This window comes from Agrobacterium sp. 22-214-1, assembly GCF_053522465.1.
The window spans coordinates 426,057-445,714 of record NZ_JBNWCK010000001.1 but is presented as its reverse complement, the minus strand read 5'-3'; the positions used below and the strand labels follow the sequence as shown (position 1 = coordinate 445,714).

Here is a 19,658-nt window from a genome sequence, read left to right as displayed (position 1 = left end):
CGGGACGCTCCCTCAGCATCGAAACATCAAGATTCGCGAATCGAAACGATGCGAACCCGGTTCAGGTTCATATAGACCGAGGCTTGTGTGAAGTGTGGCTTTGCGGGATCGACGTCGTTTCGCCGCCTGGCGCGATCCGTGCCATCAGAAACGCTTGAGGAAGGAAGCCTTTGCCAGCAGCCATTGCCGGCGAAGCTGCGACAGTTGAAGGTCGCCGTCGAATACGCCGCTCCCCGCCTTTCTCGCGGCAGCGATGACCGGCCCGGACAGGGCGACGGGAAGATAGGCGGCAAAGACATTTTTCGAAATCTTCGCGCGTCTCGCCTTCTCGATATGATCCAGCGCATGGGCCGCGAAAATTTCGATGGCGATGCCGATGCGCTGCCTGTCCTGCCCTTCAAGAAATGTTTCGCGGTCGAGCCCGGCCGCAGCCAGCATATCGGCGGGAATATAGACCTGCCCGCGACGCCGGTGCAGCGGCATGAGCAACAGCATGCCCGCCATGGCCTGCGCCACGCCCGCGTGACCTGCCGCTTCCGCGCTGGATGCGGCGTCTTCAGTGGAAAGCACGAGACTTGCAAGCTGGATCAATGCGGATGCGGTCTCTCCGGCATAACCTTCCAGTGCATTGCGATCCTCGAACAGGTCGTCATAGAGATCGAAGATACGCGCCTCGATCATATTGGCCAGAACCGGGCGCGGCAGGCGATAGTGCTTGATCGTCGTCAAAAGCGCTGCGGCCACCGGGTGCGACTGGCTGTCGCCATGTGGATTACCGTCGAGAAGATCGCGCCACCATTGCATGCGCACCTCGCCGGGCAGCGCTTCGCGCACGGAATCGCGGATGCGGGCAATTTCGGCATTGAAGGCGTATAGCGCGGCAAGCGCATTGCGCCTGTCGGCAGGCGACAGAAGACAGGCGAGATAGCGGTCGCGATCGGTATCGCGCAGCGTCGCGAGGCAGACGTCGAGATTTTCTGTGGGTGCCATGGTTCCCCGCGCGAAACGTCCTGTCAGCCTTCGACGGCGATCAGCGCCGCGGCCACGGCGCGCGATTCCGACAGCATGATATTATAGGTGCGCACGGCAGCACCCGTGCTCATCGGATCCACCGAAATGCCCGCCTCCTTGAAGGCGGCGCGCAATTCCTTCGGCAGAACCCGCATGCCGTCGCCCGTCCCGATCAGCAGCACTTCGATATCCTGCGCTTCCGCCAGAACCTTTTCGAAATGTCCGACCGTCAGTTCTTTCGCATCGACAGGCTCCCACCCGTAGATGCCCGAAGGCAGGAGCAGAAGCGAACCGCGATGCGACATGTCGGCAAAACGGAACCCGCCATTGCCATAGGCATCGATGGGCGCCCGGCCGGGAAAATGGGCCGGGCGTATTTCAATCCCGCCGGCCATCAGACGGCAGGCTTGCCGCCAATGGCGCCGGTGTTGTTTTCTTTCTTGTCGTCCTTCTCGTCTTCCGCATCCTTGCTATCAGGACGCAGCTTGAAGGCGATCAGCACCGGAGCGGCGATGTAGACCGAGGAGAACACGCCGATACCGACACCGAACAGCATGGCGAAGGTGAAGGAACGGATGACCTCGCCGCCGAAGAGATACAGTGCCAGCAGTGCCAGAAGTACGGTCAGACCGGTAAGGATCGTACGCGACAGAGTCTGGTTCAGCGACACGTCGATGATCATGGAAAGCGGCATCTTTTTGTATCGCCTGAGGTTCTCACGGACACGGTCGTAGATGACCACGGTATCGTTCAGCGAATATCCGATGATCGTAAGGATCGCCGCGATACTGGTCAGATTGAACTCTATCCCAAGGAAGACGAACAGGCCGATAGTGAAGACCACGTCGTGCACCATGGAGATGACCGCGCCGAGTGCAAACTGCCACTCGAAGCGAACCCAGATGTAGACCATGATCGCCGCCATGGCGAGCATAACGCCGATGGTGGAGGTAACGGTCAGGTCGCCGGAAACGGCAGGACCCACGACTTCCACACGGCGGAAGTCGTATTTGTCCTCAAGCTCGCCGCGCACCATGGTGATGGCGGACTGCTCAGCATTTTCGCCGCCGTCCTGCGCCTGGATACGGATGAGAACATCCTGCGGCGTACCGAAATTCTGCGCCTGGATTTCACCCAGATTGAGCTGGTTCAGACGATCGCGAATATCGGCGAGATCGGCTTCACCCTGCTTGGCGCGCACTTCGATGACCGAACCGCCCTGGAAATCGATGCCGAGGTTCAGACCCTTGGCCACGAAACCGCCGACGCAGGCGAGCATGATGGCGCCGGTGATCATGAACACCACGCGGCGATAACGCATGAAGGGAATGTCGCGACCGTCGAACATGGCGGTGCGGACACCCTTCGGCAGGTGTTTCGGGCGGCTGCGGCGAACCCAGTAGCCGAACATCCATGCCGTCAGCGTATAGGCCGTGAAGACGGTGGTGATGATACCGACGGCCAGAGTGACTGCGAAGCCCTTCACCGGGCCTGTGCCCATGTAGAACAGCACGCTTGCCACGATCAGCGTCGTCAGGTTGGCGTCGATAATGGTCGCAAATGCGCGGGTGAAGCCGTTATCCAGTGACTGGATCAGCGGTTTGCCGCTCTTCACCTCCTCGCGTATGCGCTCATAGATCAGAACGTTCGAATCCACGGCCATGCCGATGGTCAGGACGATACCGGCAATACCCGGCAAGGTCAGCGTCGATCCGATCACACTCAGCACCGCCAGCAGCATTACGACGTTGACGATGAGGGCGATATTCGCCAGCAGGCCGAAGAAGCCATAAAAGACGAACATGAAGATGAGGACGCCGACCGCGCCGATGGCGCTTGCCGTCAGGCCGGCGGTGATGGAGTCGTTACCGAGGCTCGGGCCGACGGTGCGTTCTTCAACCACGGTCAGCGTGGCCGGCAGCGCGCCGGCGCGCAGCAGAACCGCGAGATCGTTGGCGCCCTGCACCGAGAAGTTACCGGAAATCTGTCCCGAACCGCCGATGATCGGCTCGCGGATGACAGGCGCGGAGATGACCTGGTTATCGAGCACGATGGCGAAAGGCTTGCCGACATTCTGCTGCGTCGCCTGCGCGAAGCGCTGCGCACCGCGGCTGTCGAAGCGGAAGGTAACGACGGGTTCGTTGGTCTGCTGGTTGAAGCTTGCCTGCGCGTCGACGAGATTGTCGCCGGAAACGAGCGCGCGACGTTCCACCAGATAGGGAACCGGCGGATCGTCCTGCGAATAGAGAACCTCGGAGGTCGCGGGCGGACGGCCGTTCATGGCTTCCTGTACCGGCATCGTCGTATCGACCATGCGGAAGGAGAGCTTTGCCGTCTGGTTCAGAAGCGACTTCAGGCGCTGCGGATCCTGAAGGCCGGGCACCTGCACGATGATGCGGTCAGAACCCTGACGCTGGATGAGCGGCTCGGTGGTGCCGACTTCGTCAACGCGACGGCGCACGACTTCGATGGACTGCGAAACGGCGGATGACAGGCGGTAGTCGATGCCTTCATCCGTCAGGTTGAGCCTGAGCAGATTGTCGCCGCCGTCATTCATCGTCACTTCGGTGATGGAGCCGCCGACCAGCGTGCCGGCGGACACCGGCTGCGTCAGGTCGCGAAGCGCGTTCTTGGCGGCTTCCACCTGAGCGGGATCGCTGATGCGGACCTGAATCTGCTGGCCGTTGCCGGTGAGCCCCGAATAGCGGATGTTGGCGTCGCGAAGCTGTGTGCGCACATCGCCGACAATCGTTTCAAGCCGTTCCTTGACGATGTCGGAACGCTCGATCTTGAGCATGATGTGCGAACCGCCCTGAAGGTCGAGACCGAGCGTTACCTTGTTGTCCTTGTACCAGGCAGGCATGCCCTCCAGCTGTTTGTCCGTAAACAGGTTGGGAGAGGCGATGAAGACGCTTGCCAGCACAAGCAGCCAGATGAAGACTGTTTTCCAACGGGAAAAATGAAGCATTTCGATCTCGGTCAGGGTTGGGGTCGCGCTTTGCGCAACCCGTCAAAATTCGCAATCGGGCATTCGATAATCCGGCAGGATCAGGAAGCGGCTTCCGTCTTGACCACTTCGCCCTTCACACGCACTTCGGCAATGTAGGCACGGGCGGCACGGATTTTCACGCCTTCGGCGATTTCGACTTCGAGTTCATTGTCATCGATGACCTTGGTCACCTTACCGACGATGCCGCCGCCGAGAACGACCTGGTCGCCACGGCGAATATTGGTCAGCGTTTCCTGGCGCTTCTTCATCTGCGCGCGCTGCGGGCGGATAAGGAAAAAGTACCAGACCACCATGAGCGGCGCAAACAGGAAAAGCATTTCAAGGCCGGAACCGAAGGCCGATGCGCCGCCCGCTGCGTCCTGGGCAAAAGCTTGACTAATGAACATATAAAACTCCTCAGAATTACGGCACGACCTTGGATGCCGCCCCAGCTTTCAAGCCGCCGGAATATAGTGGGGAACGCCGGGATTGCAACAGATGCAGGGCCCACGCCGTACCGATTCCGGACCTCTTAACCTTTATGGGCCTGAAACGCCATGCTAGGCCGGGCGCAAAACAGAGTTTTGAACACCAGACAAGCGGAAGAAACACCATGATTCGAGAAGAAACGGCCTCCCTGCTTCTTTCAGAACTGCGCCGGCTCACCATCGCCGTGGAACGTCTGGCCGGGCCGGCGCCCGCCGTAAACGACTGGAATGCGGCCGATTGTTTCGTCTGGGCGCCAGTCAACTCCTTTATCCAGCCGGTTCCCCGCCCCAACCGCATCGCCCTGAAGCTCATCCGTGGTGTTGACCATGTCCGCGACATTCTCCACGAAAACACGCTGCGTTTCGCGGAGGGTTTTGCCGCCAATAACGTGCTGTTGTGGGGTGCGCGCGGCATGGGCAAATCCTCGCTGGTCAAGGCCGTTCACGAAGATGTGCGCGCGGCAAGCGGCGTTTCGCTGAAACTGGTGGAAGTGCACCGCGAGGACATCCACACCCTGCCCGCTTTGCTCGACATATTGAAAGCCTCCGGCCATCGCGTCATCGTCTTCTGCGACGACCTCTCCTTCGACCATGACGATACGGCCTATAAATCGCTGAAGGCGGCGCTCGACGGCGGCATCGAAGGCCGGCCGGACAATGTGCTGTTTTATGCGACATCCAACCGCCGCCATCTTCTGCCGCGCCACATGATGGAAAACGAGCAGTCCACCGCCATCAACCCTTCGGAAGCGGTGGAGGAGAAGGTTTCGCTCTCGGACCGTTTCGGCCTGTGGCTCGGTTTCCACAAATGCGGCCAGGAAGATTACCTGACGATGATCGACAGCTATGCGGCGCATTTCGATCTGGGTCTGGACCGCGAAACGCTGCATCACGAGGCGCTGGAATGGGCGACCACGCGCGGCGGCCGCTCGGGCCGTGTCGCCTGGCAATATATTCAGGACGCCGCCGGCCGCCTCAGAAAACCGCTCGACAGATAACGCCACCGTGACATCGGGCGAAACGCGGTGTCGTTACGACCACACCGCGTGTCGTATTCCCGAACGCCACATCTCCCCTCACATGGTTTGCTGCACCCATGGAGTCACCTGTCTGCGGAGGAGCGGACAGGTACGGTGTTCAAACCATGGAGGAGATGGATATGAGCAGGAACAGAGGCGTCGTCTACATGCGGCCGGGTCAGGTCGAAGTCCGCGACATCGACGACCCGAAGCTTGAGGCGCCGGATGGACGCCGTATCGAGCACGGCGTCATTCTCAAGGTGATTTCCACCAATATCTGCGGCTCCGACCAGCATATGGTGCGCGGCCGCACCACGGCGATGCCGGGCCTCGTCCTCGGCCATGAAATCACCGGCGAAGTCATCGAAAAAGGCGTCGATGTCGAGATGCTGGAAATCGGCGATATCGTCTCGGTGCCCTTCAACGTCGCCTGCGGCCGCTGCCGCTGCTGCAAGTCGCAGGATACCGGCGTCTGCCTGACGGTGAACCCGTCCCGCGCCGGCGGCGCTTACGGTTATGTCGATATGGGCGGCTGGATCGGCGGACAGGCCCGTTATGTCACCATCCCCTATGCCGATTTCAACCTGCTGAAGTTCCCGGACCGCGACAAGGCGATGTCGAAGATCCGCGACCTCACCATGCTGTCCGACATTCTGCCGACCGGCTTCCACGGCGCCGTCAAGGCGGGCGTCGGCGTCGGCTCCACGGTCTATGTCGCGGGCGCCGGCCCGGTCGGCCTTGCCGCCGCCGCATCCGCCCGCATTCTGGGTGCTGCGGTCGTCATGATCGGCGATTTCAACAAGGATCGTCTTGCGCACGCGGCAAAAGTCGGTTTTGAACCCGTCGATCTTTCCAAGGGCGACCGGCTGGGCGACATGATCGCCGAAATCGTCGGCACCAACGAAGTCGACAGCGCCATCGACGCCGTCGGCTTCGAAGCGCGCGGCCATGCGGGCGGCGAACAGCCGGCCATCGTTCTCAACCAGATGATGGAAATCACCCGCGCCGCCGGCTCCATCGGCATTCCGGGCCTCTATGTCACCGAAGACCCCGGCGCGGTGGATGCGGCGGCGAAACAGGGCAGCCTGTCGCTACGCTTCGGCCTCGGCTGGGCAAAGGCGCAATCCTTCCACACCGGCCAGACGCCGGTGCTGAAATATAACCGCCAGCTCATGCAGGCGATCCTGCACGACCGCCTGCCGATTGCCGATATCGTCAACGCCAAGATCATCGCGCTCGACGATGCGGTGCAGGGTTATGAAAGCTTTGATCAGGGCGCGGCCACCAAGTTCGTTCTCGATCCGCATGGCGATCTGCTGAAGGCCGCCTGATACTTCAGCGGCGTATGGCTGATAATCGTAAAAGCGCCCGCGACGGATATCGTCGCGGGCGTCGCTGTTTTCCGGCTCTGTCACTACCCGGTGAAACTTACGGCTCCCCTACCAGCAGCGCTTCCAGCTCGGCTTTCGCTTCCGCGGAGAGATAGGGTCTGAACAGGCTTGAGACCTGCTTCAATCCCCAGTCCAGCTGCGGCGGACCGAACTCTGTGATACCCTCCTGAAGGTTGAGATAGGACGCCCAATAGGTGGAGACGATCCAGAGGTTCGTCAGAACGGCAGGCCGCTCTTCCTCGGGTATCGCGGCGAGGCCCGCTTTCTCCATGCGCGCGACGATATCGCCGACGGCAAGGCGCATCGCGGCGCTTATGGTGCGCACGGGCTCCACCAGCGCCGGGGCGGAAGAGACAAGACCGACCAGATCGCGAAACAGGAACCGGTAGTCCCACACCAGCGAAAACCAGAGCCGCAGAAAACCGGCATAGGTTGCCGCCGCTCCCTCATCGGCCCCGTCAATCTTTCCGACAATTGCCAGCGCATCGGCTTCGAACCGGGCAAACAGCGCCAGAACCAGCGCTTCCTTGGTGCGGAAGTGATAATAGAGATTGCCCTCATTGATCTCTACCGCCCTTGCGATTTCGGCGGTCGTCACGTGGTCGGGCCCGCGCTCGTTAAACAGAGTGAGAGCGGCGTCGAGAATTCTATGGCGTGTGGGGCGTGCCGCCGTCCGCCCGGTACTGCTTTTCTTCATTGATTTCGAACCCGACCATTGAAATCTAAGGTATGCACCTTAAATATCCACAATAAGGTATACACCTTAACAGGAAATGTAAGTGTTCAACGCGGACAAAGGACCTGTAAATGACCGGAACCGACCTTCGCACCGCCTCCCCGGATACGCCCGGAATCGCTCCCGTCTCCAAATTCGCAACAGCCCGCGTCGCGCTGTCGCTCATCCGCAATCCGTTGAAGGCTCTGCCACCGGAAATTTTCAGCGAGCCGGCGGTCTTTACCCGTCTCGGCGGCGTCATGCGGGTTCATCTTGCCGACCCTACGCTTATCCATGAGGCGCTGGTCAAGAACGCCCATCTGCTCGGCAAGGGCGAAGATGTGCGCCGCGCCCTCGGCCCCGCGCTCGGCCAGGGGCTTCTGACAGCCGATGGCGATCACTGGAAGTGGCAAAGACAATCCGTCGCCGCAGCGTTCCGGCACGAGAAGCTGCTGGAACTGCTGCCGGTCATGATCGACGCCGCGCGCCGCACGCAAGAGCGCTGGCACGCATCTCCTGCCGGCGACATCGATATCGGCCATGAGATGATGCGGACGACCTTCCATATCATCGTCGAAACCATGATGTCCGGCGGCCATGGGATCGATATAGCCCGCGTCGAGCAAAGCATCACCGATTATCTGAAACCCACGGGCTGGACCTTCGCACTCGCCATGCTGGGCGCACCGGAATGGCTCCCGCATCCGGGCCGGCGCAAGGCCCGCGCGGCGGTCGGCTATCTTCGTTCCAGCCTTGCGACCGTCATTTCCGAAAGACGGCAGAATCCGATCGAAAGGAACGATCTGGTTTCCATGCTGCTCGAAGCGAAAGACCCGGAAACCGGACGCATGATGAGCGACACGGAAATCATCGATAATCTCCTGACCTTCATCACGGCCGGTCATGAAACCACGGCCCTCGGCCTTGCCTGGACCTTCCATCTGCTTTCGCAAAACAGCGACGTGGAGCGCAAGGTCATCGACGAGATCGAAACCGTTACCGCCGGTGAACCGGTGGCGGCCGAACATATCGCCCGCCTGACCTATACCAGACAGGTATTTTCGGAAGCGATGCGGCTTTACCCGCCCGCCCCTGTCGTGACACGCACGGCATTGCAGGACTTCAGGCTCGGCGAACACGATATCCCGGCCGGCACCGTTCTTTATGTGCCGATCTACGCCGTCCACCGGCACACAACACTATGGGAAGAACCCGACCGCTTCGACCCGTCACACTTCGAGCCCGAAAAGGTCAAGGCGCGCCACCGCTATGCCTATATGCCCTTCGGCGCCGGTCCGCGCGTCTGCATCGGCAATGCCTTTGCCATGATGGAGGCTGTCGCAATCCTTGCCGTGCTTTTGCAGGACGTTCGCCTCAAAAATAAAGGCCCGGCAGATACCGAGCCGCTGATGCGGGTTACCCTGCGTCCGGAAAACCGCCTGATGATGCAGGTCAGCAGCCGAAAAAACAAATCGCCCGCGGCGTAACCGCCACGAGCGACTGGTTCAGTGCGAAACTCCATCCGTCACCGGATGGTGACGATCAGAGGTCGACGTCGAGGATCGCCATGGAGAAGTTGTAGGAGCGGTCGCCGTCTTCGTCATCGATATAAACGACGCCGAGAAACTCTTCGCCAAGATACACTTCGGCGGAATCGTCCTTGCGCGGACGCGCCTTGACCACCATCGTCGGGTTGAAGGTGCGCTTGAAATAGGCGTCGAGTTTTTTGATTTCGTCGGCTTTCACCACTATTCTCCTGTGCGGTTCGCGTTGGCCCGCTTTTGGCATGGGACAAAGGCCAAAGTAAAGTGAAAGCGGCAAGTCATCCGTGTCTTCCACACGGACGACCGTGAAAATGCCGGCCCCATCGGAGCGCGGCGGGGCCGGTCAGATATCGGCCCCGATAAGCTGGTCCATCAGGCGCGAGGGTTCGGAACACCCTGCTTCTCCCACCACACGCGCCGGCACGCCGGCAACGGTCGTCTTGGGCGGAACCGGCTTCAGCACCACCGAACCGGCAGCGATGCGCGAGCAGCTGCCGATCTCGATATTGCCGAGGATTTTCGCCCCAGCCCCGATCATCACGCCGTTTCCGATCTTCGGATGGCGGTCCGCCCCTTCCTTGCCGGTGCCGCCGAGCGTGACGCCGTGAAGGATGGAGACGTTGTCGCCGATCACGGCCGTCTCGCCGACGACCAGCCCGGTGGCATGATCGAGGAAGATGCCCTTGCCGATGCGCGCGGCCGGATTGATATCGGTCTGGAAGATGCTCGAGGAGCGGCTTTGCAGATAAAACGCGAAGTCCTTGCGGCCCTTCTGCAGCAGCCAGTGGGCGAGCCTGTGGGTCTGGATGGCCTGGAATCCCTTGAAATAGAGGAGCGGCTCCATGAAGCGCGTGCAGGCGGGATCGCGGTCGTAAACGGCCTGAATGTCGACGCGCAGCACGCTGCCCCATTCCGGCCAGTCATCCAGCATGTCCTGGAAGGTCTGGCGCAGCAGCACGGCCTGCATGTCGGGATGATCGAGGAGTTCGCAGATGCGATAGATCACACATTCTTCGAGAGACCGGTGATTGAGGATCGTCGAATAAAGGAAGGCCGAAAGCAGCGGGTCCTGCGCCGCGGCGCTGCGGGCTTCATTGAGCAGGCTGCCCCAGATGGGATCGACGATCGCCAGCTGTTCGGGCTGACGGGCCTCGGTACGTGCGACCATGAATGGTCTCCTCATTTGCAGTGGTCGTTCTTTATACAGAAAAAGACGTGCATTAGAAATGGGATTCGAATGACGACTTTAAAGGCGGCAAGGCTTCAGTTTTTCTTCATGCAGCATGAAAAACCGTTTCTTACCGTGCCCTCAGCGTTGCCGCATTTCCGGACGGAAAACCGGGCTCCGCTTTTCCTGAAAATGCTCCCGATCAAAGCGAGCGGTAAAATTCCAGCACCGCCGCCTTGAACACCCGGTCGCCGACGGCCAGCATGTGGTCGCGGCCGGGAATGTCGATTGCCCGCGCATGCGGCATGATCGCGGCAAGCTCCGCAGCGGAACCGGCGATATCGTCCTTCGTTCCGACCGCGATCAGCGTTGGCGCATCGATTTTCTCAGCCTGTTCGCGCGTGACGAGAACCCGCGACGTCTCGATACAGGCGGCCAGCGCCAGCCGGTCGCTTTTCGTCTGGTCGGCAAAGGCGCGGAACATGCGGCCGCGCTCATGGGTGACGACATCGAGCGAAGGTGCGAGAAGCGCCTCGGCAATCGGATCCCAGTCGCCGACACCTTCGACCATGCCAATGCCGAGCCCACCGAAGACCAGCGAACGCACGCGCTCCGGATGCGCCATGGCCAGAAAGGCGGAAATGCGCGCGCCCATGGAATAGCCCATCACATGCGCTTCGGCGATGCCGAGATGGTTGAGCAGCGCCACCGCATCCCCGGCCATGACCGGAGGATAATATGCTTCGGAATCGTGCGGCTTGTCGCTTGCGCCGTGGCCGCGATTGTCGATGGCGATCACCCGGTAGCCCGCTTCCCCTAGCGTCTTCAACCAGCCGGGATGCACCCAGTTGACATTGGCGCTGGAGGCGAAGCCGTGGATCAGCAGAACCGGATCGCCCGCCGGATCGCCCTCGTCGAAATAGGCAAGGCGAAGGCCGTCATGGGAAAAATCGGAAAACTGCGGCGTGTTGAGATTCATCAAGGACATCCTTTTTGCCGGACCATATGGCAGGAATTAGCAATGTTGAACATGTTTTGCTGACGATTTTTATGGAGATGCAATGCGTTTGAGGCTACATATCCGCAACGACGAGCCGGCACGCGAAGACGGATTGCGGCTCGATAACGATATTGCATTTGGAGACGAACATGGCCGGGCATTCCATTCCCCACTTCCAGAACGATGGCGGACACCGCATGATCGAGATCGGCGTCAAGGAATTCATGTGCACCGGCGCTTCCGTTCCTTACGATCATCCGCATATCTTCATCGATATGGGCGACGACAACGAGAAGGTCTGTTCCTACTGCTCCACCCTTTACCGCTACAATCCGTCGCTGAAGGCAGAGCAGACCAATCCTCCGGGCTGCGTCTTCCATGTGAAGGCCGCCTGACCTTCCACTTTTCCTGATCGGGGCGCACCAATGCCCATCAAATCCGTAGCCATTGTCGGTGCCGGCATCGCCGGTCTCACCGCTGCCCTTTCCTTTGCCCGGCACGGTATCGACTGTGACATCATCGAACAGGCCGGTGAGCTGACGGAAGTGGGCGCAGGCCTGCAACTCTCGCCCAATGCCGCCCGCATTCTCGCCGAACTCGGCGTGCTGCCGGAAATCGAAGCGCGCTGGACCGAACCGGTCAGCGTCGAACTCGCCTCCGGAAAATCGCTCGCCACGCTGCTCTCCCTGCCGATGGGCGCGGTGGCGCACACACGCTGGGGCGCACCCTATGGCGTGCTTCACCGCTCGACGCTGCAGAATGCGCTTCTGCAGGCGGTGACACGCAACCCGCTCTGCCGCCTGCATCTCGGCAAGCGCATTGAAAACGCGACGGTGGACCTGATTGCCGCAACCACCTTCCGTGACCATGATCTGATCGTCGGCGCAGATGGTGTCTGGTCGGCGGCCCGCTTCGCGGTCCCTTCCGCCCCCACAGCCACCTTCTCCGGCAATATAGCCTGGCGCTTCACCGTTGCCGCAAACGATGTGCCGTCAGCCATCAACAAGAGCGCGGTGACCGCCTATCTCGGTTCCGGCGGCCATATCGTCGCCTATCCGCTGAAGGAAGTCGGTGGTTTCAACATTGTCGCCATCGCGCTCGGTGCCGATCCCGGCGCAACCTGGCGGGCGGAATCGAGCGGGCGGCAGAAAGCCATGCTGCTGGAGCAGTTTCGCGGTTTCAGCCCGGATATCGTCCGATTGCTCGATTCGTCTGAAAATCCCACCTTCTGGCCGCTCTATCAGGCCGGCCCGGGCCGCTGGCACAATGGCCGCGACACGGTGCTGATCGGCGATGCGGCGCATGCCATGATGCCCTTCGCCGCACAGGGCGCGGCCATGGCGATAGAGGATGCTTTCGAACTTGCGGGAGCGACGGCAGGCGGCAATGCCGAAAAGCCCCTGCCCTTGCCGCAGGCCCTTGCCAGCTTTGAGGCCCTGCGCCTGCCGCGCATAGAAAAGGCCCGCAAGCGGGCCTCTCTCAATCGTTTTGCCTATCACGCGAGAGGCCCGGTGCGTATTGCGCGGGACTTCGTGTTTTCCACGCGCCCCACCGACGCCTTCCTGAAGGACTTCGACTGGCTCTACGGCTATCGCGCCAAAGGCTGAGGTCAAACCCCGGCCGCAGCCGTAAATCCGGCCTCGAGGTCCTTCTTGAGATCGGCGATATCCTCGAGCCCGATCTGCAGGCGGATGACCGGCCCTTCCGACGGGCCCTTGGCAATGGTTCTGTCGACAAGCGAAACCGAAACGGCCAGCGATTCGTATCCGCCCCAGGAATAGCCGAGCCCGAAGAAGGTCAGCGCATTGAGGAAGGCCGCCGCCGCCTGCTTGTATTTGCCCTCTTCCGCCTTCAGCACGAAGGAGAAGACACCGCTTGCGCCCTTGAAATCGCGTTTCCAGAGTTCGTGCCCGGCAAAACTCGGCAGCGCCGGATGCAGCACACGGACGACGTCGTCACGGCTCTCCACCCATGTGGCAATATCGAGCGCGCTTTTCTGGTGGTGTTCCAGCCTTATTCCCATGGTGCGCATGCCGCGCAGGATCTGATAGGCATCGTCAGAGGTGACGCAGATGCCGAGATTGGTATTGGCCTGATAAAGCGCCTTCCAGTGCTTTTCATTGGCCGAAACGAACCCCATCAGCACATCCGAATGACCCGAAGGATATTTGGTGGCGGCGTGAATGGAGACATCGACGCCGAAATCGAGCGGCTTGAAATAAAGCGGCGTCGCCCAGGTATTGTCCATCGTCACCACGCAATCATGCCGGTGAGCGATATCCGTGATCAGCCTGACATCCTGAATCTCGAAGGTGTTGGAGCCCGGCGCTTCCAGATGCACCAGCTTGGTGTTCGGCCGGATGAGAGCCTCAATGCCCTCCCCGATTGCCGGGTCGTAATATTCCACCTCGACACCGAGCTTCCGCAACATCGTGTTGCAGAAACGGCGCGTCGGAAAATAGACGGAATCGACGATCAGCGCATGGTCGCCAGCGCCGAGATAGGCAAGGAACGGCACGGTGATGGCCGCAAGGCCCGAGGGCACGAGAATGGTTCCGGCAGACCCTTCCAGCTCGTTGACGAGATTGCACAAAGCATCCGTCGTCGGCGTGCCGTGGGTGCCATAGGTATATTTCTGGTTTTCGGTCGAAAGCGTCTCCGCGTCGGGAAAAAGCACGGTCGAACCGCGCACGATGGGCGGATTGACGAAACCGAAACAGTCCGCGGGATCGTTGCCGCCATGGGTCAGGCGCGTATTCACACCTGCGGCGGAAAGCAGGTCATTTGTCTTGGTCATTTCAGATCAGCTTTCGAAGGAACATTGACGCGTGCGACAATGCTAAGAGCGCAACGCAAGGTCAAGTCCCGCAGGGACGCCTGAGCAGGTCGGATTGACGCATCGCCAATCAGAATACAAGAAGTATACAAATACTGTGCAAGTGCAAATTTCCGCAAAAATATGCTTATATTTTCACCCTTTGCACACTTCCCGACCAAAATTTGGAAAATTCCGTTTTATAGGCACAATTATTGCCCGCACGTCTTGACCCCGCTGCCAATTGTGATTGTGATAGAAAAAGCGGATCGAAAAAGATCTCGCTGAAGGGGGAGCTGGGGAAGACAAACATGCCGGTCCCCTTCCAAGTGACGATAACAAACAAAGGTTGGGAAAAATGAAAAAGGCAATTCTGTCAGCCGCCATCGGCGCAGCAGTTTTGGGAGGAGCCTCGGTCGCTTCGGCTGCGACGCTTCAGGATGTGAAGGGAAAAGGTTTCGTCACCTGCGGCGTCAGCGCGGGCATTCCGGGATTTTCCAATCCCGATGACAAGGGCGAATGGTCCGGTATCGACGTGGACTATTGCCGTGGTATTGCCACCGCGGTTTTCGGTGATCCTTCGAAAGCCAAGTTCGTCGCCCTTTCGAGCAAGGACCGATTCCCGGCTCTCCAGTCCGGTGAAGTCGATGTTCTGACCCGTAACACCACCTGGACGATCAGCCGCGACACGTCGCTCGGCTTCAACTTCCGCACCGTCAACTATTATGACGGCCAGGGCTTCATCGCCAAGAAGAGCCTCAACGTGAAGTCTGCTCTCGAGCTCTCCGGCGCCGCCGTCTGCGTTCAGACCGGCACGACCACCGAGCTCAACCTGGCCGACTACTTCAAGACCAACAATCTGCAGTACAACCCGGTCGTTTTCGAAAAGGAATCCGACGCAACCTCTGCCTATGATTCGGGCCGTTGCGACGTTTACACCACCGACCAGTCGGGTCTCTATGCAATCCGTCTGAAGCTGAAGAACCCGGACGAAAACGTCGTTCTGCCGGAAGTCATCTCCAAGGAGCCGCTTGGCCCGGCCGTTCGCCAGGGTGACGACCAGTGGTTCGACATCGTGACCTGGGTTCACTATGCGATGGTCAACGCCGAAGAGCTTGGCGTCACCTCCAAGAATGTCGATGAGCAGAAGAACAGCGCCAATCCGGACGTGAAGCGCCTGCTCGGCACGGAAGAAGGCACCAAGATCGGTACCGATCTCGGCGTGACCAACGACTGGGCCTACAACATCATCAAGCTGGTGGGTAACTACGGCGAAGTCTTCGACCGCAACGTCGGCGCTGGCTCTCCGCTGAAGATCGAGCGTGGCCAGAACGCGCTGTGGACCAAGGGCGGCCTGCAATACGCACCGCCGGTCCGTTGATCGGCCCCATTACCGGCTAGATCATAAGGAGGCTGGGCGACGCCCGGCCTCCACTTCAAATTATATAAATAAGCTCGCAAAGAGCACATAAAAGGGAAAGGTGCCTATGGCAGGCAACGCGGTCAGTTCGCAACGATCGCGCGCGCAAAGCGCGTCGTCACTTATCTACGATCCACGCATACGCGGCATTTTTTATCAGGTCCTGACAGTCGTCGTCCTGGCCGCCTTCGTCTGGATCATCGTGACGAATACGATCACCAATCTTCAACGGTCAAACATCTCGTCCGGCTTCGGCTTCCTCAACGGAAGAGCCGGTTTCGATATCGGCCAGTCGCTGATCGCTTATACCAGCGACGCGACCTATGGCCGGGCATTGCTCGTTGGCATTCTCAACACGATCCAGGTTGCGTTTTTCGGCATCATCGCCGCCTCGATCATCGGTTTCATCGTCGGCATCGCCCGGCTGTCCAACAACTGGCTGATTTCGAAACTCGCGCAGGCCTATGTGGAAATCTTCCGCAACATCCCGCCGCTACTCGTCATCTTCTTCTGGTACAAGGGCGTCATCTCGGTTCTGCCGCAGGCGCGCGAGTCGCTCGAGCTTCCGCTTGGAACCTACCTCAACAATCGCGGCTTCTTCTTTCCCAAGCCGCTGTGGGGAGAAGGCACCTGGCTCGTGCCGCTCGCTTTCCTCGTCGCCATCGTTCTCAGCGTCTTCGTTTACCGCTGGGCGAAGGCCAGACAGGAAAGAACCGGACAGCAGTTCCGCACCGGAATAACGGCGACGCTTCTCATCATCGGCCTGCCGCTGGCGACATTTCTGGCGCTCGGGGCACCGCTGACATTCGACTATCCGATTGCAGGGCGGTTCAATCTCTCGGGCGGCGCGGTCGTCGCACCTGAATTCATGTCGCTGTTCCTGGCGCTTTCCTTCTACACCGCCTCCTTTATCGCCGAAATCGTTCGCGGCGGCATCAAGGCCGTGGCGAAGGGGCAGACGGAAGCTGCGGATGCACTGGGACTTCGCTCCAGCACCACGACGCGCCTGATCGTCGTTCCGCAAGCGATGCGCATCATCATCCCGCCGCTGACGAGCCAGTACCTCAACCTGACCAAGAACTCCTCGCTTGCGGTCGCTGTCGGCTTCGCCGACATCGTCTCGGTCGGCGGCACGATCCTGAACCAGACGGGACAGGCAGTCGAAGTCGTTGCAATCTGGCTGGTCATCTATCTCTCGCTGTCCCTGCTCACGGCCGTGGTCATGAACTGGTTCAATGCGAAAATGGCCCTGGTGGAGCGATAACGATGACGATCAGCAATCACGCATTCGTGCGACAGACCATCGAGGACGCCAAACCCGCGCCCTCGAGCGCCGTCGGCTTCGGCCACTGGCTGCGCACCAAACTTTTCGCCACGCCGAAGGACACCGTTCTCACGGTTATCGCCCTTGCCCTGCTCGCCTATCTGGTGCCGCCGATCATCAAGTGGCTGTTCATCGACGCGGTATGGACCGGCAGCGATCGTATCGCCTGCCTGACCGCTTCGCAGGGCGGCGCGCTGCCGGACGGCCAGTCCGGTGCGTGCTGGGCCTTCGTTTCGGCGAAGCTCGGCCAATTCGTCTTCGGCCGCTATCCGATCGACGAACGCTGGCGTCCCATCCTGGTGATGGTGGCGTTCGCCATCCTGCTGATACCGATGCTGATTCCAAAAGCGCCGTTCAAGCGACTGAATGCGCTGGCGCTTTTCATCATCCTGCCCTTCATTGCGTTTTTCCTGCTTATCGGCGGCGTCTTCGGCCTGCCGAAGGTGGAAACGCAGCTCTGGGGCGGCCTGATGGTGACCCTCATCCTGTCGTTCTTCGGGATCACGGTGTCGCTCCCCTTCGGCATTCTTCTGGCGCTCGGCCGGCGGTCGAACCTGCCGGTGATCAAGATGCTCTGCGTGCTCTTCATCGAAGTCATCAGAGGCATTCCGCTGATCACCGTGCTGTTCTTCGCCAGCATCATGCTGCCGCTGTTCCTGCCCGACGGCTGGACCTTCGACAAGTTCCTGCGCGCGCTCGTCGGCGTGTCGCTGTTCTCCTCGGCCTATATGGCTGAGGTGATCCGCGGCGGCCTGCAGGCCATTCCGAAGGGACAATATGAAGGTGCGGATTCGCTCGGCCTGAACTACTGGCAGAAGACGAGACTGATCGTGCTGCCGCAGGCGCTGAAGCTCGTCATTCCGGGCATCGTCAACACCTTCATCGGGCTGTTCAAGGACACGTCGCTGGTTTCGATCATCGGCATGTTCGACCTGCTCGGCATTGTCACACTCAACCAATCGGATGCGAACTGGGCCACGCCCGTCACCGCCATGACTGGCTATATTTTCGCAGGCTTCGTATTCTGGATATTCTGCTTCGGCATGTCGCGTTATTCGCTGTTCATGGAACGGCACCTCGACACCGGGCATAAACGATAAGGGACGCTCAAATGGCAGAAACCCAAGCAAAAAAACTGACCGTCTCGACAACGGACGTGGCGATCGAACTCATCGGCATGAACAAGTGGTATGGCGACTTCCACGTGCTGCGCGATATCAACCTGAAGGTCATGAAGGGCGAACGCATCGTCATCGCCGGTCCTTCCGGGTCGGGCAAATCGACCATGATCCGCTGCATCAACCGGCTTGAAGAACATCAGTCGGGTACGATCAATGTCGATGGCATCGAACTCACCAACGACCTGAAGAAGATCGATGAGGTGCGTCGTGAAGTCGGCATGGTGTTCCAGCACTTCAACCTCTTCCCGCATCTGACGATCCTCGAAAACTGCACGCTGGCGCCGATCTGGGTTCGCAAGATGCCCAAGAAGGAAGCCGAAGAAGTGGCGATGCACTATCTGAAGCGCGTCAAGATCCCCGAGCAGGCGAACAAATATCCCGGCCAGCTCTCCGGCGGCCAGCAGCAGCGCGTGGCGATTGCCCGCTCGCTCTGCATGAAGCCGAAGATCATGCTGTTCGACGAGCCGACGTCGGCGCTCGACCCGGAAATGGTCAAGGAAGTGCTCGACACCATGGTCAGCCTTGCCGAAGACGGCATGACCATGCTGTGCGTAACCCACGAAATGGGCTTCGCCCGCCAGGTGGCAAACCGCGTCATCTTCATGGACCAGGGCCAGATCGTCGAACAGAACTCGCCCGCCGAATTCTTCGACAATCCGCAGCACGAGCGCACCCGTCTGTTCCTCAGCCAGATTCTGCACTGAGACTGCGATCGACAACTATATCGAGCGGGGCCGTTTCGGCCCCGTTTTCGTTTCCGGAGACCTGCTGAAATCTTTATCTCCATGCACGAGCGCGACGATTTCGATTCCGTGATTCCACCGCTCTCGAGACGCCAAGAGCACAAAAATGGGCCCGGCGTCGCAGTTTAACCAATTGTTACGAAACAGGAATCCTTGTTTTTCAGGGCTTCTGGCGGCCCATGTCATTTTTTTGTCAAATCATGCATTTTTCCGCTTGCAGACCTTCGGGAGCCTGACTATAAGGGCGCCACACCACAAGCGCACGCGCCCTTCGTCTATCGGTTAGGACGTCAGATTTTCATTCTGAAAAGAGGGGTTCGACTCCCCTAGGGCGTGCCACTTGCCTTCGTGTTCTCCCCCTTCAAAATATGACCACATCGCATCAACTCGCAAATTCGTCACGCGTGTTCAATGCGCCGGAACCGATTCCCGCCGGGCACGTTAGAGTGCTGTCCCCCCGATGGAAGGCAAGCCGGACGAAACGCCAACAGGCAAATCGACCGGCTTGCCTTTCCCCTTCAGCCGACCACAGCATCCGTTTCATCCAGCCGGCAGCCTGTGCCAGCTAAGGGTTGGGAAACTGTGTCCCCGGCCCTCCCGCAAGGCATGGGACATTACTGACGCGCAGCGATAGGGGCGATATGTCAAGGCCTTGGCCAGTTCGGGCGCAGTTTTCCACAGCCCTTCCGGCCTCCATAAAAAAACTCGTCACGAAGCAAGAAAAATCAATTTTTCCGCTTGCGGACCAACCGGAGCCTGACTATAAGGGCGCCACACCACAAGCGCACGCGCCCTTCGTCTATCGGTTAGGACGTCAGATTTTCATTCTGAAAAGAGGGGTTCGACTCCC

18 protein-coding genes and 1 tRNA gene are annotated in these 19,658 nt (G+C 59.8%); 10 read left to right on the top strand and 9 right to left on the bottom strand.

The features are described from left to right. Positions 1-144 precede the first annotated feature (144 nt). From ACQZ5G_RS02255 to yajC, 4 genes are all read right to left on the bottom strand, one after another. Positions 145-990, bottom strand: coding sequence for a phytoene/squalene synthase family protein (locus ACQZ5G_RS02255; RefSeq protein ID WP_448736847.1), 846 nt, complete (start codon positions 988-990; stop codon positions 145-147). 23 nt (positions 991-1,013) lie between these two features. Further along, a complete protein-coding gene (locus ACQZ5G_RS02250) occupies positions 1,014-1,406 on the bottom strand; it encodes an Mth938-like domain-containing protein (RefSeq protein WP_003524967.1) in 393 nt (130 codons plus the stop codon). Beyond that, on the bottom strand, positions 1,406-3,979 hold the full coding sequence (secDF, locus tag ACQZ5G_RS02245) for a protein translocase subunit SecDF (protein ID WP_269827690.1): 2,574 nt from the start codon (positions 3,977-3,979) through the stop codon (positions 1,406-1,408). Before secDF ends, ACQZ5G_RS02250 begins: the two co-directional genes overlap by 1 nt. An 80-nt stretch (positions 3,980-4,059) precedes the next feature. Then, positions 4,060-4,407: a preprotein translocase subunit YajC gene (gene yajC, locus ACQZ5G_RS02240; RefSeq protein ID WP_003524964.1), complete on the bottom strand. Its 348-nt coding sequence runs from the start codon at positions 4,405-4,407 to the stop codon at positions 4,060-4,062. Between the two features lie 206 nt (positions 4,408-4,613). On the opposite strand from yajC, the gene ACQZ5G_RS02235 reads away from it, so the two are divergent. After that, positions 4,614-5,486, top strand: coding sequence for an ATP-binding protein (locus ACQZ5G_RS02235; protein ID WP_003524963.1), 873 nt, complete (start codon positions 4,614-4,616; stop codon positions 5,484-5,486). A gap of 161 nt (positions 5,487-5,647) precedes the next feature. After that, on the top strand, positions 5,648-6,838 hold the full coding sequence (gene fdhA / locus ACQZ5G_RS02230) for a formaldehyde dehydrogenase, glutathione-independent (protein ID WP_003524961.1): 1,191 nt from the start codon (positions 5,648-5,650) through the stop codon (positions 6,836-6,838). Between the two features lie 97 nt (positions 6,839-6,935). Here fdhA and ACQZ5G_RS02225 read toward each other — a convergent pair whose 3' ends face one another. Then, on the bottom strand, positions 6,936-7,595 hold the full coding sequence (locus ACQZ5G_RS02225) for a TetR/AcrR family transcriptional regulator (RefSeq protein WP_448736846.1): 660 nt from the start codon (positions 7,593-7,595) through the stop codon (positions 6,936-6,938). A 110-nt stretch (positions 7,596-7,705) separates the two neighbouring features. Between ACQZ5G_RS02225 and ACQZ5G_RS02220 the strand changes: the two genes are divergently transcribed. Continuing rightward, positions 7,706-9,100, top strand: coding sequence for a cytochrome P450 (locus tag ACQZ5G_RS02220; protein WP_448736845.1), 1,395 nt, complete (start codon positions 7,706-7,708; stop codon positions 9,098-9,100). Between the two features lie 55 nt (positions 9,101-9,155). Here ACQZ5G_RS02220 and ACQZ5G_RS02215 read toward each other — a convergent pair whose 3' ends face one another. The 3 genes from ACQZ5G_RS02215 to ACQZ5G_RS02205 all read right to left on the bottom strand — a co-directional run bounded on the left by ACQZ5G_RS02215 (position 9,156) and on the right by ACQZ5G_RS02205 (position 11,304). After that, a complete protein-coding gene (locus ACQZ5G_RS02215) occupies positions 9,156-9,359 on the bottom strand; it encodes a DUF3126 family protein (RefSeq protein ID WP_003524869.1) in 204 nt (67 codons plus the stop codon). Between the two features lie 141 nt (positions 9,360-9,500). Then, entirely contained in the window at positions 9,501-10,325 is an 825-nt protein-coding gene (gene cysE / locus ACQZ5G_RS02210) for a serine O-acetyltransferase (RefSeq protein WP_035261225.1), read from the bottom strand. 202 nt (positions 10,326-10,527) lie between these two features. Continuing rightward, the gene (locus ACQZ5G_RS02205) at positions 10,528-11,304 is read right to left on the bottom strand and encodes an alpha/beta fold hydrolase (RefSeq protein WP_448736844.1); all 777 of its coding nucleotides are present in this window, start codon (positions 11,302-11,304) and stop codon (positions 10,528-10,530) included. 170 nt (positions 11,305-11,474) lie between these two features. On the opposite strand from ACQZ5G_RS02205, the gene ACQZ5G_RS02200 reads away from it, so the two are divergent. Both ACQZ5G_RS02200 and ACQZ5G_RS02195 read left to right on the top strand, forming a co-directional pair. Beyond that, positions 11,475-11,720, top strand: a complete 246-nt coding sequence (locus ACQZ5G_RS02200) for a zinc-finger domain-containing protein (RefSeq protein ID WP_035261222.1) — start codon at positions 11,475-11,477, stop codon at positions 11,718-11,720. A 30-nt stretch (positions 11,721-11,750) separates the two neighbouring features. Beyond that, on the top strand, positions 11,751-12,932 hold the full coding sequence (locus ACQZ5G_RS02195; protein WP_448736843.1) for an FAD-dependent monooxygenase: 1,182 nt from the start codon (positions 11,751-11,753) through the stop codon (positions 12,930-12,932). Between the two features lie 2 nt (positions 12,933-12,934). On the opposite strand, the gene ACQZ5G_RS02190 is transcribed toward ACQZ5G_RS02195, so the two are convergent. Then, positions 12,935-14,122: a cystathionine beta-lyase gene (locus tag ACQZ5G_RS02190; RefSeq protein WP_448736842.1), complete on the bottom strand. Its 1,188-nt coding sequence runs from the start codon at positions 14,120-14,122 to the stop codon at positions 12,935-12,937. A 376-nt stretch (positions 14,123-14,498) separates the two neighbouring features. On the opposite strand from ACQZ5G_RS02190, the gene ACQZ5G_RS02185 reads away from it, so the two are divergent. The 5 genes from ACQZ5G_RS02185 to ACQZ5G_RS02165 all read left to right on the top strand — a co-directional run bounded on the left by ACQZ5G_RS02185 (position 14,499) and on the right by ACQZ5G_RS02165 (position 19,147). Beyond that, positions 14,499-15,521 carry an amino acid ABC transporter substrate-binding protein gene (locus tag ACQZ5G_RS02185; protein ID WP_003524863.1) on the top strand — a complete coding sequence of 341 codons (1,023 nt, stop codon included), beginning with the start codon at positions 14,499-14,501 and terminating at the stop codon, positions 15,519-15,521. A 106-nt stretch (positions 15,522-15,627) separates the two neighbouring features. Further along, positions 15,628-16,824, top strand: a complete 1,197-nt coding sequence (locus tag ACQZ5G_RS02180) for an amino acid ABC transporter permease (RefSeq protein WP_003524861.1) — start codon at positions 15,628-15,630, stop codon at positions 16,822-16,824. 2 nt (positions 16,825-16,826) lie between these two features. Further along, the gene (locus ACQZ5G_RS02175) at positions 16,827-17,984 is read left to right on the top strand and encodes an amino acid ABC transporter permease (RefSeq protein WP_003524858.1); all 1,158 of its coding nucleotides are present in this window, start codon (positions 16,827-16,829) and stop codon (positions 17,982-17,984) included. Positions 17,985-17,995: 11 nt separating this feature from the next. After that, the gene (locus ACQZ5G_RS02170; RefSeq protein ID WP_003524857.1) at positions 17,996-18,769 is read left to right on the top strand and encodes an amino acid ABC transporter ATP-binding protein; all 774 of its coding nucleotides are present in this window, start codon (positions 17,996-17,998) and stop codon (positions 18,767-18,769) included. A gap of 303 nt (positions 18,770-19,072) precedes the next feature. After that, a tRNA-Glu gene (locus ACQZ5G_RS02165) sits at positions 19,073-19,147 on the top strand. Positions 19,148-19,658 lie beyond the last annotated feature (511 nt).

Excerpts from the sequence above, each read along its gene's own strand:
- ACQZ5G_RS02255 (WP_448736847.1), bottom strand. The coding sequence starts at position 990 with ATGGCACCCACAGAAAATCTCGACGTCTGCCTCGCGACGCTGCGCGAT.
- ACQZ5G_RS02250 (WP_003524967.1), bottom strand. The coding sequence starts at position 1,406 with ATGGCCGGCGGGATTGAAATACGCCCGGCCCATTTTCCCGGCCGGGCG.
- secDF (WP_269827690.1), bottom strand. The coding sequence starts at position 3,979 with ATGCTTCATTTTTCCCGTTGGAAAACAGTCTTCATCTGGCTGCTTGTG.
- yajC (WP_003524964.1), bottom strand. The coding sequence starts at position 4,407 with ATGTTCATTAGTCAAGCTTTTGCCCAGGACGCAGCGGGCGGCGCATCG.
- ACQZ5G_RS02235 (WP_003524963.1), top strand. The coding sequence starts at position 4,614 with ATGATTCGAGAAGAAACGGCCTCCCTGCTTCTTTCAGAACTGCGCCGG.
- fdhA (WP_003524961.1), top strand. The coding sequence starts at position 5,648 with ATGAGCAGGAACAGAGGCGTCGTCTACATGCGGCCGGGTCAGGTCGAA.
- ACQZ5G_RS02225 (WP_448736846.1), bottom strand. The coding sequence starts at position 7,595 with ATGAAGAAAAGCAGTACCGGGCGGACGGCGGCACGCCCCACACGCCAT.
- ACQZ5G_RS02220 (WP_448736845.1), top strand. The coding sequence starts at position 7,706 with ATGACCGGAACCGACCTTCGCACCGCCTCCCCGGATACGCCCGGAATC.
- cysE (WP_035261225.1), bottom strand. The coding sequence starts at position 10,325 with ATGGTCGCACGTACCGAGGCCCGTCAGCCCGAACAGCTGGCGATCGTC.
- ACQZ5G_RS02205 (WP_448736844.1), bottom strand. The coding sequence starts at position 11,304 with ATGAATCTCAACACGCCGCAGTTTTCCGATTTTTCCCATGACGGCCTT.
- ACQZ5G_RS02200 (WP_035261222.1), top strand. The coding sequence starts at position 11,475 with ATGGCCGGGCATTCCATTCCCCACTTCCAGAACGATGGCGGACACCGC.
- ACQZ5G_RS02195 (WP_448736843.1), top strand. The coding sequence starts at position 11,751 with ATGCCCATCAAATCCGTAGCCATTGTCGGTGCCGGCATCGCCGGTCTC.
- ACQZ5G_RS02190 (WP_448736842.1), bottom strand. The coding sequence starts at position 14,122 with ATGACCAAGACAAATGACCTGCTTTCCGCCGCAGGTGTGAATACGCGC.
- ACQZ5G_RS02185 (WP_003524863.1), top strand. The coding sequence starts at position 14,499 with ATGAAAAAGGCAATTCTGTCAGCCGCCATCGGCGCAGCAGTTTTGGGA.
- ACQZ5G_RS02180 (WP_003524861.1), top strand. The coding sequence starts at position 15,628 with ATGGCAGGCAACGCGGTCAGTTCGCAACGATCGCGCGCGCAAAGCGCG.
- ACQZ5G_RS02175 (WP_003524858.1), top strand. The coding sequence starts at position 16,827 with ATGACGATCAGCAATCACGCATTCGTGCGACAGACCATCGAGGACGCC.
- ACQZ5G_RS02170 (WP_003524857.1), top strand. The coding sequence starts at position 17,996 with ATGGCAGAAACCCAAGCAAAAAAACTGACCGTCTCGACAACGGACGTG.